A 15,516-nucleotide genomic window follows, 5' to 3' on the forward strand; every position below is an offset into this window, starting at 1 on the left:
TAGCCCAGCTTGGTGACTTGGCCGTGATAGGTGTCGCGGTAGGATTCGAGCCGGTCCTTGTGGCAATTGCCGCATACCTCGGAGTTGAGGAGCTTGAACGAGTCCAGCGAGGTATTGGTGATCTCGTGGTTGGTGTGGCAAGTAGTGCAGACAGGCGCCTTGGCATTGTTCTTGTCGAGAACTTCCTTGCCATGCACGGACTCCGTGTAGGTTTCGAGCTGCTCGTCGTGGCATTTCTCGCCGCACAGGGCGGGAACTTCTTTGCGCCACGCGGCGTATTGCGGGCTCTTCTTGTCAGCCGGCACGTTGAAGCCGTGCGTGTCGTGGCATTGGGTACAGGTGGCGTTGACTTGGGACGGATCATCCTGGTTTGGACGGGCGTGAAAAGATTTTTTGTACGCCTCGATGTTCTTGGCCACGGTTTCCAGCCGCGGCTTGGCGCCGGTCGTGCCGGCCTGCTTCGCCTTGTCCCACAGGGCCTGGTGGCACTGCGCACAATCGGGCGCTTTGGCGCCGCTCTTCTGGTGCGGGCTGACGTTATCGGTAATGTCGGTGTGGCAGGCGACGCATTCCATCTTGGCATGCACACTTTTTCCGTAACCATCGTCACTCACCGCATGCAAGGCGCGCATCGCTCCTTCAGCACCCGGCACTTTTATTTCTTCTTTTTTCCCGTTGTGACAGCTCTGGCACGATGCATTGTCCAGTTTGCCAATGGCAATTTCCGTGGCTACCGCCCCGGCATTCCAGGCAACGCCAGTTAAACAGATCAAACCAGCCACGACCCAGGATAAAAGATTTTGAATGCGCATAACTTACCTTAAATTATTCAAATTTATTCAATGACATTCATCCGTTTACGCCTGATCTATCCGCAAATATCGTGCCACAGAAATCGGCGGCCAGGTTGCGGGGGTTTTCACATCGCAGGCACAGTCATTTGGGGCGGCGTTGGTGCCTTCGGCAAGCAAACGGGGTAGCACCTTCAAGCATTCGATAGCAATTTCGCGGTTACCTTCCGGTAACCCGTCGAGAATCTGATATCTCTGCGCTGACGGCGCAGGGCGAACAGGATGCCGGCAATGAGCGGACGGCAAGGCAAGCTCCCTGCTACAAGGACAGTCCGTAGAAGGATTTCAATTCTTGGGATTGCATCAGGTTCACGAGAGATTAAAAAATATAGCCGGTGTCGTTGCAAGAACCGGTCCACCTCCTATGGCCTTTAACATGGTTTAGAGATCGTAGCCCAGTTGCAGCGAAGTGGAATTCGGGGGAGTATCTTGAGAAATTGACAATATATGGTCACCATCTGGTAACCCGCAATGAAATGGGTTACCAGATAAGAACTATCTAACCTGTCATGCCGTTCACGGCATAACAGGTTTCCCTCTCTCTGCCCTCTCCCACAGGTGGGCGAGGGGGAAGAAGTGCGCCTTCGGCGCGTGCTCATGATAATGCGGGAAAATGGAGAACAGAATGTTGCGCTATATATCGAGGATTCTCGCCGTTTTTGCTGTGCTGGGCGTAGCTGCACCCGTTTTGGCCGAAACCCCGGCGTGGCGAGTGGGCATGACTCCGGCCTTCCTCAACGATCAGCACGTCGTGCTCGAGGACTGGCGCGCCTATCTGGAAAAGAAGCTGGGACATAGGATCGAGTTCGTCCAGCGCGACAGCTACCGGGAAACCATGGATCTGCTGCGGCTGGGCAAGCTGGAATTCGCCTGGATTTGCGACTATCCCTACGTGCATCTCAAGGATCAGGTACGGCTGCTGGCCGTGCCCGTCAACCAGGGCAAGCCGCTGTACCGCTCATACCTCATCGTCTCCGCCCGCGATCCGCACACCCAGTCCCTCGCCCAACTCAGGGGCAAGGTGTTTGCCTATGCCGATCCCTACTCCAACACCGGCTACCTCGTGCCCCGTTACCAGCTCCATCAGATGGGCGAAAACCCGGAATTTTTTTTCAGCCGTACCTTCTTCACCTGGTCGCATCGCAAGGCCATTGAGGCGGTAGCCAGTGGCGTCGCCCAAGGCGCCGCAGTGGACAGCTTTGTGTGGGACACTCTGGCTAAAGTCAGGCCGGAGCTAACCGCGCGCACCCGCATCATTTCCCGTTCCCCGGAGTATGGCTTCCCACCCTTCATCGCCCACCATTCGGTCAGCGAAGGTGATTTCCGAGCCATGCAGGATGAATTAATCCGCATGGGGCAGAATGCCGAGGGCGCCGCGCTGCTGCAGCGCCTTAACCTTGATGGCTTCACGCCCGGCGATCCCGGCATCTACCGGGGCGTCACCGAAATGATGAAGGTCCTGGGCGAGTGATAAAATTTCTGTTCAATCTCAGCTTCCGCGCCAAGATTCCGCTCTGGGGCAGCCTGCTGATTCTGGTCACCGCCGGCCTAGTGGGGCTGACCCTGATGTTCCGCGCCTACGACGACCTGCGCCAGGACGTTCTCATCAGCGCCGACAGCCTGGGGCGCACACTCTCCAACACACTGTTTCCGGCCATGCTACACGACGACGTCTGGCGCGCCTTCGAGATCATCAATGCGCCATTCCACGGCGCCACGCCGGAAAATCCCGTCCAGGCGAGCGCCCTGATCCTGCTGGACAACCAGGAGCGGGTTTACGTTTCCACCCTCCCCGAGACCTACCCCACCCTGGCCGATTTCCGCCGTTTCGGGCCGCACTATGCGGAACTGGCGGAAAAACTGAAGGGTGTAAAAGAAGAAACCACCCAAAGTTTCGAGATTGAAGGCTCCGACCAGATTTTTGTCGCCGCACCCATTTCCGACGGCGGAAAGCGGCTCGGCACCCTGCTGATTCTTTATTCAAAAACGGTATCCGTTCCGCGCTTCCGGGCGATCGCACTGCGCGCCGGCGGCATTGCCCTGCTGGTGCTAGTGGTGTTGTTGCCGATCAACTGGTACTGGGGGCGCCGCATGGCGGTGCCGCTGGTGCAGCTGTCTTCCCGCATGGGCGAAATCAGGACACGCATCCCGGATGCGCTCGACCCTGACGCCTATGCCTATCAGGACGAACTGGGGCGGCTGTTCACCGCGTTCGGCGAAATGGTGGAGGAACTGCGGGAAAGCGAGCGGATGAAGAACGAAATGGTGCGATCCCAGCGGCTGGCTGCGGTGGGATCGCTGGCGGCCGGCATCGCTCACGAGGTCAACAACCCCCTGTGTGGCATGCTGACCGCCGTGGATACGCTCAAGCATCGTCCGGACATCGACCCGCGCGTGATGAAGACGATAGGCATGCTGGAGCGGGGATTGATACATATCAGCGACACGGTGCGAGCCCTGCTGGTGGAGGCACGTGCCCAGAGCCGCCCGCTTGCGCCGAACGACATCGAGGACGTGCGCACGCTACTTCAGCCCCAGACGCAGAAAAAAAATCCGCACCTGGAATGGCACAACGAACTGGCAGGCGAAGTTGCCCTGCCCGCCACCGATGTGCGCCAGATACTGATCAACCTGCTGCTGAACGCGATCCAGGCCGCCCATGAAGGCGGCCACGTCGCCTGTAACATCGGGCTCAAAGACCGGGAACTGGTCATCTCGATCTCCAACGACGGCAAACCGCTGACGGACGAACAGATGACCCACCTGTTCGAGCCTTTCGCCACCACCAAGGAAACCGGACATGGGCTCGGCCTGTGGGTCACCTACCAGATCGTACAGCAACTGGGTGGCAGCATTGCCGCCGAAAACGAGCCCGGTACCGTCCGTTTCACCGTGCGGCTACCCCTGGAGCGACAATCATGAGTACATCCCCCGCCCGTATCTGCCTGATCGAGGACGACGAAATCATGGGTGAAGCGCTGATGGAGCGCTTCGAAATGGAAGGCTACGCCTGCGACTGGTTCCGCACCGGGCAGGAAGCACGGCTGACGCTGGCCAGCAAGCGCTACCAGGTGGCGATCAGCGATATCCGTTTGCCCGACATCAACGGTCAGGTGTTGTTCGAGGAACTGCTGGCCGACGGCATGGCGCTACCGCCGTTCATCTTCATCACCGGTTTCGGCGCGATCGACGACGCGGTGCGCCTGCTCAAGCTGGGGGCGGAGGACTATCTGACCAAACCATTCCAGGTCAACGTCCTGCTCGATAAAATCCGCAATCTCTGCCAGCGCGGCCAAACCCCGCTGGGCGAAGCGTTCGTACTTGGCATTTCCAGTACCATGCGCGAAATCGAGGCGATGCTGGCACGAGTTGCAACCAGCTCAGGAACAGTGCTGATTACCGGCGAATCCGGTGTAGGCAAGGAAAGAGTCGCTCGCGCCCTGCACGACTTGCGTGACCCGCAGGACAAGCGCCCCTTCATCGCCGTCAACTGCGGCGCGCTGGCCGAATCCCTGCTTGAGGCGGAGTTGTTCGGCTACGAAAAAGGCGCCTTCACCGGCGCCAACCGGGAGAAAAAAGGCTATTTCGAACAGGCTCATGGGGGCACCCTGTTCCTCGACGAAATCGGCGACATGCCGCTCGCGATGCAGGTCAAGCTGTTGCGCGCTATCCAGGAGCGCACCATCGTGCGGGTGGGAGGTGAAAAGCCGATACCGGTGGAGATCAGGTTGGTCTGCGCCACCCACCAGGATCTGATAAAAATGGTGAAACGGGGGGAATTCCGCGAAGACCTTTACTATCGAATCCACGTCATCCATATCCCCGTCCCACCGCTGCGCGAACGCCTGGAGGACATCCTGTGGTTGGCTGAGCGCTTCCTGGAAGAATTCGCTGCCGAATCCAGAGCGCAGCACAGCTTTCACCCTGCTGCAACGCAGGCCTTGGTGACTTTTTCATGGCCCGGCAACGTACGCGAACTGCGTAACTGCATCGAACGCGCCTGCATCCTCTCCCCCAACCCCGTACTCACGGCCAAGGATCTTTTCGGCCAGGCGCTGTCTTCCAACGAACAAGAAGAAGCGACGGTAGGCAGCCTTACCCATCACCTCCGTACCACCGAACGACACTACATCGAACAGGCGCTAACAGCCCACCAGTGGCGCATCAAGGAAACCGCCGCCGCCCTCGGCATTACCCGCAAGAACCTGTGGGAGAAGATGAAAAAACTCGAAATTTCAGCACCGGAAGAAGGTACATAAATATTCCAAGCCTTCCTGCTTGTTTAACGCAGCCGAGTCAATGCCATAGCAGCACCCTGTTCCTGAATGAAATTGGTGACATGCCGGCCACCATTCAGACTGAAGGCTTGGAATCCTTCGCGGGATGGTTCAGCTTCCAGGTTTCCATGCATCCCAAGCCGCAGAAGTGGGCGGTGTAGTCGGCGCCTTCAAAAGTCAGCGCCGCACTTGGCGGAATTTCGGCCTTGCAGAGATCACAGGTCAATGGGACACAAACATCGTCTTCCGAACAGGAGCTAATTGACGCACCGGTTTGGGCCTTGAGTTGCATGATTCACCTCCTCCAGATTCTTTATTTATAGCAAATTTGACCCCTGTAATGCCGAATAATTCAACCCCTGTAGCCAACTCATGACGGGTTCACTACTCGCAAAAATCAATCAGCGGTTGATTTTTGTCCTAGCTAGAACTATTATGCTTCTAACTAGGACTTGTTATTGACCATGAACCCCACTCCATTCCTGCCCGCCCTGCGTGAATTGGCCAGCGCCTACCAGGCTTTCGAGGCCTATTCGGCAGCACATATCCGCACCCTCGACCTGACCCCAGCCCAGTTCGACATCATCGCCACGCTCGGCAATACGCCGGGCATGCCGTTCAAGGAGCTGGGCGAAAAGACACTGATCACCAAGGGGACGCTCACCGGCGTGGTCGACCGTCTGACCGACAAAAAACTGGTGCAGCGCGTCGCCTCCCCCAGCGACGGCCGCAGCCAGACCGTGCAACTGACCCCACAGGGGGAAGACCTGTTCGAGCGCATCTTCCCGGACCACCTGGCTCATTTGCAGCGCGCTTTCGTCGGACTCTCGCCGGATGAACTGGCCAACCTGGAGAAGTCTCTGCGCCGCCTGCGCGAGGCGCTGGTCAGCGCACGCAACAGCATGAACCTTAACGGCGATTAACCACGAATGACACGAATGTTCACGAATAAACACGAATTGTTAGAGACAAACATCGCACCACCAAACAGGCAAACCCAAAAAGCGGGTCTAATCCACTGATTATTCGTGAACATTCGTGTTTAATTCGTGCAAATTCGTGGTTAATCTTTTTATATGATGAAAGAAACGCCATGACATCCCCAGCCCGCTACACCGGAACAGCCATCAGCCTGCACTGGCTGGTCGCTTTCCTGATTCTCGCCGCCTTCCCGCTCGGCCTCACCATGAGCGACCTGGCTCTATCGCCGCTCAAACTCAGGTTGCTCAGCTATCACAAGTGGCTGGGCGTCACCGTATTCCTGCTCACCGCGGCACGCCTGGCTTGGCGCGCAACCCACACCCCGCCGCCATTGCCTTCCACCATGCCGGCCTGGGAGCGATACGCCGCGCACGGGCTGCATCACCTGCTGTATGTGCTGCTGTTCGCGATTCCGCTCAGCGGTTGGCTGATGAGCTCGGCCAAGGGTTTCCAGACCGTATACCTGGGCGTGCTGCCGCTGCCCGACCTGATCGGCAAGGACAAGGCGTTGGGGGATCTTCTCAAGGAAGTACACCGGCTGCTGAACTACGGGATGCTGGGACTGGTTATCGCCCACGTCGGCGCCGCGCTCAAACACCATTTTATCGACCGCGATGGCATCCTCGCCCGGATGCTGCCTTTCCTCGACAAGGAGAAATCCCTATGATCCGCCTGCTTGCCATCCTCAGCCTGCTCTCTTCCAGTTTCGCCGACGGCGCCGAACTGAGCGCCGTACAGCTCGACCAAAGCAGCATCGCTTTCGTTTCCAGACAGATGAACGTGCCGGTCGAAGGTGCCTTCAAAAAATTCACCGCGCAAATCAACATCGACCCGGCCAGACCCGAAGCCGGTCGCGCCCGGATCGAGCTCGACCTGGCCAGCATCGACGCAGGCAGCACCGAGGCAAACGACGAAGTCAAAAGCAAAAGCTGGTTCAACACCCGCGAATTCCCCAAAGCGAGCTTTGTCTCAAGCGCGGTCAAGGCGCTCGGCGACGGCCGCTTCGAAACTTTCGGCAAGATGACCATCAAGGGCAAGACCCTGGAAACGCGTGCTCCTTTCACCCTCAAACAAGAAAAGGGCGTCCTGATTCTGGACGGAGCCTTTCCGCTGAAACGCCTAGATTACGGCATCGGCTCCGGCGTGTGGAGCGACACCTCGGTGGTTGCCGATGAAGTCCTGGTCAAGTTCCATTTCGTCTTGAAGTAGTCCCCACCCTCAACAGGAGAAATACCATGAAAAAACTCGCCATGCTCGCCGTTGCCGCTTCCCTGTCATCCGCCGCTTTCGCTGCGACGGAAACCTATGTCATCGACGGCACGCATACCTTCCCGCGCTTCGAGTACAACCACCTGGGCTACTCCACCCAGGTCAGCCGCTTCGACAAAACCAGCGGCAAGATCACCCTGGACCGAGCCGCCAAGACCGGCTCTGTCGATGTGGTGATCGATGCCAAATCCGTGGATACCGGCTATGCGCTGTTCAATGAGCACATCCAGGGCGAGGATTACTTTTATACCGCGAAGTACCCGACCATCACCTTCAAGTCCAGCAGCATGAAATTCGATGGCGACAAACTGGTCGCCGTGGATGGCGACCTGACCGTCAAGGGCGTGACCAAGCCGGTGACGCTCACCGTGACATCCTTCCACTGCATGCCCCACCCGATGCTCAAGAAAGACGCCTGCGGCGCCAACGCCACCACCAAAATCAAGCGTTCCGAATTCAACGCCGAGAAAAGCGCTCCCTACGTGAGCGACGAAGTGACCCTGACCATCCCCGTCGAGGCAGTCAAGGAATAAGCGGCAGCCGACAATATTGGTTCCCACGATTTTCAGCAGGTCATCATCTTAAAAAGGAGTTTTACAATGTCAGGCAAGCAACCCGTTATCGCCCAAAAATCCCCCTTTGCCGTGGAAGTCGAAGCCGGCAAGAGCTACTGGTGGTGTTCCTGCGGCAAAAGCGCGACACAGCCGTTTTGCGATGGCAGCCACCAGGGCAGCGATTTCGCTCCTGTTGAACACAAGGCAGAAAAAGCGGGCACGGTTTATTTTTGCGGCTGCAAGCATAGCGCCAGCGGCGTAACCTGCGACGGCAGCCACCAGAAGCTCTAATTCCATTTCAAATCAAACTGTAAAAGAACAGTTTATCCACAGATTGACACGGATTAACACAGATAAAACAAATGGATGAGCATAAGCCGTTTGCTACTCGAAGAGAGTCTATAGGCTTTACGTCCTCTGCTAATACGACCTGATTCTGTGTACATCCGTGTACATCCGTGTACATCTGTGGATAGCAGCGTTTTTTAGGTTTAAAAATGCAATCGCTATTCCATCACCGGCGGCAACTGCGCGGTGAGTGCGTTCTTTTCCACCGTCACGGTGCCCAGCAGCGCGAAACCGAGCAGCTTTCCATCCGCACTGCGAAACAAAGCCCTGACGCCATCGTCCACTTCCTCAACCTGCCACTCGCCATGCACACCCATATCCGGCGGCGACACCACGGCCGGGCAGGCCGGGGTTTTCACCACCACCGGCATGGCCGGGTAGCGCGCCTGGGTAGCGGTGCCGGCCAGGGTAGGGGCCAAGGCGCGCGCCGCCTGCATGATCGGCATCACGAACGGCAGCACCCTGCCCTCCACTTCCGCGCAATCGCCCAGGGCGTAGACATCCTCGTCACTGGTCTGCAACGAAGCATTCACCACGATGCCGCGATTGACCTTGATCCCCGCAGATTCTGCCAGTGCGTTCCGCGGCCGCAGCCCGACCGCCGACAGCACCACGTCGGCCGCCAGGGTTACTCCGTTGGACAGCGTCATGCGGAACCCTTCACCGGCGTGTTCCACCTGCTGGGTGGTCGTGCCGAGGTGGAAGATTATCCCCGCCGCTTCCAGCTTGCGCTGCATGAATGCCGCGGAGGCAGGCGGCAACAAGCGCCCCAGCGGCTGCGGGGCAAGATCGATGACATGCACGTTGTAGCCGGCCCCGACGAGGTCATTGGCAAACTCGCAGCCGATCAGCCCGGCACCGAGAATGGCGATATCCTTCTTCCCCTCGATGGCCTCGCGGAAGCGCCGGTAGTCGGCATGATCGTTCACCGACAACACCGCATCCGCCCCGTCGCCGTGCAGCGGCAAACGGATGGGGTCGGCGCCCATGGCCAGCACTAGCTTGCCGTAAGGCACCGTTTCGCCATTCACCGTCAACTGCTTCCGCGCGACATCGATAGCCGTCACCCTGGCGTGCGCACGAATCTCCAGCTTGAGCTCCTCCGCCATCTGGACGGAACTTTTGCCGAGCAACGCATCGGCATCCTTCTTCTGGGCAAACGCATTGGAGAGCATGGGCTTGGAGTAGAACCCGCCGTGATCCGATGAAAGCATTACCAGGGGCGCCTCGCCGTCCAGCTTGCGGAACTCGCGGGCCACGGTGAAGCCCGCAAGCCCGCTGCCGATAATGACCACGGGCGGCTGGTTCATGATCAGATCTCCACCATTTCGAAGTCGGCCTTGGCGACGCCGCACTCAGGGCAGGCCCAGCTCTCCGGCACATCTGCCCAGCGCGTGCCGGCAGGAATACCTTCCTTCGGATCACCCACGGTTTCGTCGTAAACAAAGCCACATACGATACATTTCCATACTTTCATTTTCAGCTCCTTGATAATCATTAAATGGTCAGGTTATTTCACCCTAAAAAAACTCAGTTGAACCGCAGAGACGCAGAGGCGCTGAGAAAAAACAATGAGTTATAGCATTGCACGACCTCACCCATTTGGAGAGACAGAAAATTGTTGTAACCCACTTATTCCTCTGCGTCTCCGCGCCTCTGCGGTTAAGCAATTGCCGTTGTTAGGTTCACTTCAATCTTGGCCAACGTATCGCGGTAGTGGTTGGCGTGCTTCTCTTCTACCTTGGCCAATGCCGCAAAGCGCTTGGCGGCTTTCTCCAGAGTGACCCTGAACTGGTGGGCATGCTCCCTGGATTCGGCAATCTGCTCGTCGATTTCCGCCACCGCAGCCTGGTTGCCTTCTTCCACAGCGGTATGGCGGAAGGACGGGTACATCTCGGTGTATTCGTGAGTCTCGCCGGCAATCGCCATTTCCAGGCACCTGGCGGGCGTCATGGACCCTGCCGGGTAGAGCAGATCAAGATGTCCCAAAGCATGCTGCACTTCCTGGGCAGCAGTTTCCTCGAACACCCTGGCAGTCACCACATCGCCTGCAGCGCGGCAAACTTTGGCAAAGAACAGGTACTTGGTGTGAGCCATCGATTCGCCGGCAAAGGCGGCTTCAATATTCTGGATCGTGGTTGGCGCTTGCATCTGGTTTCTCCTTTACGGTTTTAATCATCGTGCGTTGAGTACACGATTCGCATGGTAGAGAAACGCAGAAGATAGGTCTAATTGATTGTTACGATATATGTGATAGCCATTAACTATGATGCCGCTTGCGACACAACAGCGGGTTCGTCCAGCTTGCTCACGCTCGGCAAATTGCAGGCCAGGATCGCCTGATACACCGCCTCCACCACCAGCGGGCGAGGAAAGCTCTTGCGCCACGCCAGCGCCACGCGGCGACTGGGAACGGGGGCAGCAAACGGGCGCACGGCAAGCAGGCGATTATGCTCGGGAATTGAATCCGCCGAGGTCGAGGGCAGCACGGTAATGCCCACCCCGGAAGCCACCATGTAGCGGATAGTTTCCAGCGAACTGCCCTCTAGCGTCTTCTGGATGCCGTTGCTGCCGCGGTTGAGCGCCGGGCATGCCTGCAGCACCTGGTCGCGAAAGCAGTTGCCGCTGGTCAGGAGTAGCACATCCTCCTCACCCACCAAGGCGGCGGGGATTTCCTCGTTTTTGAGCCAGGCATGACCGTTCGGCAGAACGATGCGAAACGGCTCGTCGTACACGGCCCGGGTGACAATACCGGCTTCGGCAAAGGGCAACGACAGAACCACCAGATCCAGCTCGCCGCGCCTGAGGAGATCAGCCAGCTTGAGCGTGTAATTTTCCTGGATCAGCAACGGCATCTGCGGCGCCCGCTCGCGCAGGATCGGAATCAGCTCCGGCAGGAGATAAGGCCCGATGGTATAAATGGCGCCCAGACGCAGCGGCCCCACCAGTTGGTCCTTACTCTGCGAAGCGATGCGCTTGACCCCTTCCGCCTCCTCCAGCACGCGATGAGCCTGGGCCACGACCTGTTCGCCGAGGGGTGTCAGCGATACCTCGCTAGCGCCGCGCTCGAACAAAGTTACCCCAAGCTCCTCTTCCAGCTTGCGCACCGCCACGCTCAAGGTCGGCTGGCTGACGTGGCAGGCTTCCGCCGCACGGCCAAAGTGTCGCTCACGAGCGACGGCGACGATATATTTAAGTTCAGTGAGGGTCATATCTGTATTCAGCGCGAACAAGCATAAACCCGCCGGGAATCGCTACGATAGCTAGTTTACAGCGTTGCTGTTCACCCATTTCAAAGTTCTTCGCCAACTTCTGATCAAAATCTAAGCATTTTCCCTATTGTGCAAAAGGTTTTTTAGTTGCATCTTATCAAATGTTACATACAGTTAATAAACTATCTCTATTGAGATGACAACACGCCTCAAAAAGCAGATAAATCCGCCTCCATCAAATATTTAAGAAAATGGAAAACTTGGAAATGTCATGAGCGACGACACCAAAAAGCAACGTGTCGACGATCTCGAAAAACGAACCAAGCTGGAACTGATCGACGAAATTTCACAGTCCGAGCTGCGGTTAATGAACTGCGAAGCGCACATGCTGCACAAGTTGAAGGCGCACCAGATCCAGCTGGAAATGCAGATCCTCGATCTGCGAAAAACTCAGGATCAGATGGAAGAAGCGCGTGACCGCTATGCCTATCTTTACGATTTCTCCCCAGTCGGCTGCTTAACCCTGAACGAAGACGGCTGCGTGCTGGAAACCAACCGAACCGCCACCATTCTTCTCGATCAGGAACGTGCAAACGTGGTTGGAAAGCCTTTTGCGGACTGGCTTGCCCCGGGCGAGACCGGGCAGTTCCTTGCACACTTGAATCAGGTGCTCTCTTCCACGAGCAACGTGGTTATCGAGACAAAAATCATGGCCGCCGGAAAATTACGCGACATAAGACTGGAAAGCTCGGCCAGCCATGATGCCACAGGCAGAAGCCGCAACTGCCGGACGGTGATGACCGATATCACCCTATTCAGGCAGGCCGAAATGCGCACCAAAAAACTGCTGCAGGAGAACCGCCGCCTGACTCGGCGCTTGTTCACCGTGCAGGAGCTCGAACGCCGCCATCTCTCACGCGAGTTGCACGACGAACTGGGACAATGGCTGACCGCGATCCAGGCTGATGCACAGTCGATCCACTGCGTGTCCATCAAGAATCCGGATACCTGTGCAAACTGCGAGGAAAGCGCGCAAGCCATCGTCAGCGGCGCCGACCAGATTCACCATGTGGTTCGCCGCATCCTGCGCCGCCTGCGCCCGGTTGTGCTAGACCAACTCGGCCTGGCAGACAGCCTGGAGGAGATAGTCGGCCAATGGCGCACCCACCACCCGGATGTCTACTGCGAGCTTACGCTGGAAGGCGCTCTAAATGACCTGAACGAGGTCACCAATATTACGCTGTACCGTACCGTTCAGGCGGCGCTAGCCAACATCTCCAGCCATGCGGGTGCCAGTCAGGTATCCATCCGCCTGCGCCGCGAACCTGACCATATCCTGCTGTCGATAGCAGACAACGGCCAGGGAATGAATATGAATATGCATCTGCCCAGCATGGGACTGGGATTACTGGGGATGCGGGAACGCGCAATTGCCGCGGAAGGGGAATTTTCCTTCACTAGCAAGCCCGGGCAGGGCGTGCGCATCGATGTCAAACTACCGCTGACCCAATCGGAGCATGATAAATGAATCTTCCCGTTTCGAAGACAAAAGACATCATCACGGTGATGTTGATCGACGACCACCCGGTAGTGCTGGATGGCTACTGCCGCCTGCTGGACAAGACACCCGGCATCAAGGTGGTGGCGAAAGCCAGCGACGGCGAAACGGCATGCGAACTCTATCAGAAACACCTGCCGGACGTGGCGATACTCGACCTCAACATGCCGGGCATCGGCGGACTGGAAACCCTGCGCCGAATCCGGGCTAAAAATCCGGAGGCGCGCATTCTGGTGTTCACCATGCATGACAGCGCAACCCTGATTCTGCGATTGATGGAGGCGGGCGCCATGGGTTATATCACCAAGCAGTCCGGCGTTAAACAAATGGTGGATGCGGTACGGGAGGTCGCCAAGGGCAACCTGTTCGTCGACCCCAAATACATCCCCAGCCTCATGCGCTGGCGCACAAACCCGCCCGATGACCCGATACGCTCACTTTCAGTGAGGGAGTTCCAGCTTTTCCAGTTGCTGGCGGAAGGCCATTCGGTCATCGAAATCGCCGAAATCCTCTCCATCAGCCCAAAAACCGCTGGGGTCCATCATACCAACATCATGAAAAAGCTGGACGTCCAGAATACCGTCCAGCTTGTCAGGCTGGCCATCCAACAGGGCATCATCCAGCCCTGATCCGACCGAACCAGCCGCTCGATGCCAAGCAGGAAAAATCAGGTTTCATAATATCGTCATAAATCTGCTTTACTCTCTTGATCACGCCTGATCACACGCCATAAAACCGCCGTTATGTTGCGACGCACAACGCGTGCAAAGTTAAGGCGAATACCCCCACAATCAATAAGCATTTGTTTTAGTAGCGATTACGAATTGTGCTTATATATTTGACCTTCTGATTGCATTACATTTACAACTCGTCACCAATAACGATGCCGCGCCAGTGCTTCAATACCGGCCCGGCACCGGATAATTTGTATCATGGAGGTTACAACGTGCAATTACATCAGGCCCATGATTGCGACCATGCAGACGACTCGATAAGTTTGCGCAATACCTTGGTGCGGGAAGTTCACCATCGCATCAAAAACCATCTTCAGGGCGTAGCCGGGTTGTTGCGCCAGCATGCCAACGAACACCCGGAAATACGACCCATCATGGATACAGCCATCACACAAATACAGGCCGTGGCGGCTATCCACGGATTGCAGGGCAAACAGGCGGGCAGCCGGGTCAACTTGTGCGACATGGTATCCAGCATCGCCAGCACCGTGGGCGATCTGACCAACGCCCAAATCGTGCCCAGCATCATGGCGGATTCAGCCATGCCGGCGCAGATATCGGAAAGCGAAGCAGTAGCCATCGCTCTGATCCTGAACGAGCTGATCATGAATGCAGTCAAGCATTCCCCCATCAGAGAAGAAAGCAGAAGAATTATCCGGATTGGCGTAACGAGTGCCCGCAAGGCCGCCCAGGTCAGAATTTTCAACCAGGGAAAACTGCCCCTCGGGTTCAATTTCGAGCGCAGCCAGGAAACCGGCAACGGTCTCAGCCTGGTCCACTCCTTGCTGCCCGTGGAAGGCGCCAGTCTGAGGATCATGGCTGCCAACGGTGGCGTGGAAACGGTGCTGGACGTATCTCCGCCGATTGTAGTACCGCACTGAAGGGAGATGACCGATGCAACAGAATGAAATGTTCAGAGATAGTACGCAGCAGCATAAAACCCGTGTATTGGTGGTCGACGACGACCGCCTGGTGCTTGCGACACTGGCCAAAGGCCTTCGCCAGTGGGGCTACGAAGTTGCCGAGGCTGCGTCCGGCGAGACCGCCCTGAAGCTTGCGCTGGAAACGAACCCGGACGTGGTCCTGCTCGACGTGAACATGCCCAGGATCTCGGGCCTGGAGGTAGCAAAATCGCTGCGCGCCCAGACCATGATCCCATTCATCTTCCTGACAGCCTACGGCGATGCAGACATCGTCAAACAGGCCACCGAACATGGCGCCATGGGTTACCTCGTCAAGCCGGTCGACATCTCGCAAATCGTTCCGGCCATCGAGGCTGCGCTCGCCCGCGGCAAGGAATTGGGCCAGCTGCGTGAAACCGAGACGCAGCTCAGCACCGCTCTGGCAAACAGTCGGGAAACCAGCATAGCGGTCGGCATCCTGATGGAACGCGAACACCTCGATCGTCACAGTGCGTTTGATGTCCTGCGGGATTACGCCCGTTCGCAACGACGCAAGATTAAAGATGTTGCAGAGGAACTGATACGGGCCATCGAATTCGCCAACCAGATGCAGCCCATGAAACCCAGTGAAACAGGCATCACCGCCGAACAGAAAGTGTCGTCCAGACGGTAATCTACCAAGAATTTAACCTTAAAACCTCTTTTATCCACAGATAAACACGGATTAACACAGACAAAACAATGTGTTGTTGAGGATTTTCACCTCACCCAAAAGGTGATTGGAATGAGAATGGTAACTCATTGATAATCTGTGTATATCTGTGTTAATC

The 15,516-nt window shown here is 57.1% G+C and carries 17 protein-coding genes and 1 pseudogene; 12 read left to right on the plus strand and 6 right to left on the minus strand.

Going from position 1 to position 15,516, the window contains the following annotated elements; genetic code table 11:
* Window positions 1–812 (minus strand): annotated as a pseudogene (locus tag VMV64_RS09695) (cytochrome C); the annotation flags it as partial.
* Between the two features lie 664 nt (window positions 813–1,476).
* On the opposite strand from VMV64_RS09695, the gene VMV64_RS09700 reads away from it, so the two are divergent.
* From VMV64_RS09700 to VMV64_RS09710, 3 genes are read left to right on the plus strand one after another with little or no spacing between them, the layout of a single operon-like run.
* Window positions 1,477–2,322 carry a PhnD/SsuA/transferrin family substrate-binding protein gene (locus VMV64_RS09700; protein WP_325329759.1) on the plus strand — a complete coding sequence of 282 codons (846 nt, stop codon included), beginning with the start codon at window positions 1,477–1,479 and terminating at the stop codon, window positions 2,320–2,322.
* Entirely contained in the window at window positions 2,319–3,773 is a 1,455-nt protein-coding gene (locus VMV64_RS09705; protein WP_325329760.1) for a HAMP domain-containing sensor histidine kinase, read from the plus strand. The genes VMV64_RS09700 and VMV64_RS09705 overlap by 4 nt, the downstream gene beginning before the upstream one ends.
* Entirely contained in the window at window positions 3,770–5,110 is a 1,341-nt protein-coding gene (locus tag VMV64_RS09710; RefSeq protein WP_325329761.1) for a sigma-54 dependent transcriptional regulator, read from the plus strand. Before VMV64_RS09705 ends, VMV64_RS09710 begins: the two co-directional genes overlap by 4 nt.
* Window positions 5,111–5,204: 94 nt before the next feature.
* Here the strand turns inward: VMV64_RS09710 and VMV64_RS09715 are convergent, their stop codons facing one another.
* The gene (locus VMV64_RS09715) at window positions 5,205–5,420 is read right to left on the minus strand and encodes a DUF3330 domain-containing protein (RefSeq protein ID WP_325329762.1); all 216 of its coding nucleotides are present in this window, start codon (window positions 5,418–5,420) and stop codon (window positions 5,205–5,207) included.
* 172 nt (window positions 5,421–5,592) lie between these two features.
* On the opposite strand from VMV64_RS09715, the gene VMV64_RS09720 reads away from it, so the two are divergent.
* From VMV64_RS09720 to VMV64_RS09740, 5 genes are all read left to right on the plus strand, one after another.
* Window positions 5,593–6,051 carry a MarR family transcriptional regulator gene (locus VMV64_RS09720; RefSeq protein ID WP_325329763.1) on the plus strand — a complete coding sequence of 153 codons (459 nt, stop codon included), beginning with the start codon at window positions 5,593–5,595 and terminating at the stop codon, window positions 6,049–6,051.
* 170 nt (window positions 6,052–6,221) lie between these two features.
* On the plus strand, window positions 6,222–6,776 hold the full coding sequence (locus tag VMV64_RS09725) for a cytochrome b (protein ID WP_325329764.1): 555 nt from the start codon (window positions 6,222–6,224) through the stop codon (window positions 6,774–6,776).
* Window positions 6,773–7,318, plus strand: coding sequence for a YceI family protein (locus VMV64_RS09730; protein WP_325329765.1), 546 nt, complete (start codon window positions 6,773–6,775; stop codon window positions 7,316–7,318). Before VMV64_RS09725 ends, VMV64_RS09730 begins: the two co-directional genes overlap by 4 nt.
* A gap of 26 nt (window positions 7,319–7,344) precedes the next feature.
* Entirely contained in the window at window positions 7,345–7,911 is a 567-nt protein-coding gene (locus tag VMV64_RS09735) for a YceI family protein (RefSeq protein ID WP_325329766.1), read from the plus strand.
* Between the two features lie 66 nt (window positions 7,912–7,977).
* Window positions 7,978–8,223 carry a CDGSH iron-sulfur domain-containing protein gene (locus VMV64_RS09740; RefSeq protein ID WP_325329767.1) on the plus strand — a complete coding sequence of 82 codons (246 nt, stop codon included), beginning with the start codon at window positions 7,978–7,980 and terminating at the stop codon, window positions 8,221–8,223.
* Between the two features lie 215 nt (window positions 8,224–8,438).
* On the opposite strand, the gene VMV64_RS09745 is transcribed toward VMV64_RS09740, so the two are convergent.
* The 4 genes from VMV64_RS09745 to VMV64_RS09760 all read right to left on the minus strand — a co-directional run bounded on the left by VMV64_RS09745 (window position 8,439) and on the right by VMV64_RS09760 (window position 11,492).
* Entirely contained in the window at window positions 8,439–9,590 is a 1,152-nt protein-coding gene (locus tag VMV64_RS09745; RefSeq protein WP_325329768.1) for an NAD(P)/FAD-dependent oxidoreductase, read from the minus strand.
* A 2-nt stretch (window positions 9,591–9,592) separates the two neighbouring features.
* A complete protein-coding gene (locus tag VMV64_RS09750; RefSeq protein ID WP_349255104.1) occupies window positions 9,593–9,757 on the minus strand; it encodes a rubredoxin in 165 nt (54 codons plus the stop codon).
* A gap of 185 nt (window positions 9,758–9,942) precedes the next feature.
* Window positions 9,943–10,431, minus strand: coding sequence for a rubrerythrin family protein (locus VMV64_RS09755; RefSeq protein ID WP_325329769.1), 489 nt, complete (start codon window positions 10,429–10,431; stop codon window positions 9,943–9,945).
* A gap of 113 nt (window positions 10,432–10,544) precedes the next feature.
* Window positions 10,545–11,492 (minus strand): hydrogen peroxide-inducible genes activator, encoded by a 948-nt coding sequence (locus VMV64_RS09760; protein WP_325329770.1) that lies wholly within the window; start codon window positions 11,490–11,492, stop codon window positions 10,545–10,547.
* Window positions 11,493–11,763: 271 nt separating this feature from the next.
* On the opposite strand from VMV64_RS09760, the gene VMV64_RS09765 reads away from it, so the two are divergent.
* The 4 genes from VMV64_RS09765 to VMV64_RS09780 all read left to right on the plus strand — a co-directional run bounded on the left by VMV64_RS09765 (window position 11,764) and on the right by VMV64_RS09780 (window position 15,359).
* Window positions 11,764–13,020 carry an ATP-binding protein gene (locus VMV64_RS09765; protein ID WP_325329771.1) on the plus strand — a complete coding sequence of 419 codons (1,257 nt, stop codon included), beginning with the start codon at window positions 11,764–11,766 and terminating at the stop codon, window positions 13,018–13,020.
* Window positions 13,017–13,679 (plus strand): response regulator transcription factor, encoded by a 663-nt coding sequence (locus tag VMV64_RS09770; protein ID WP_325329772.1) that lies wholly within the window; start codon window positions 13,017–13,019, stop codon window positions 13,677–13,679. Before VMV64_RS09765 ends, VMV64_RS09770 begins: the two co-directional genes overlap by 4 nt.
* 317 nt (window positions 13,680–13,996) lie before the next feature.
* Entirely contained in the window at window positions 13,997–14,665 is a 669-nt protein-coding gene (locus tag VMV64_RS09775) for a sensor histidine kinase (protein ID WP_325329773.1), read from the plus strand.
* Between the two features lie 13 nt (window positions 14,666–14,678).
* Entirely contained in the window at window positions 14,679–15,359 is a 681-nt protein-coding gene (locus VMV64_RS09780; RefSeq protein WP_325329774.1) for a response regulator, read from the plus strand.
* The last annotated feature ends 157 nt before the right edge of the window (window positions 15,360–15,516 follow it).

Origin of the sequence: Sulfuricella sp. (assembly GCF_035531155.1) — a bacterium.
GTDB lineage: Bacteria > Pseudomonadota > Gammaproteobacteria > Burkholderiales > Sulfuricellaceae > Sulfuricella.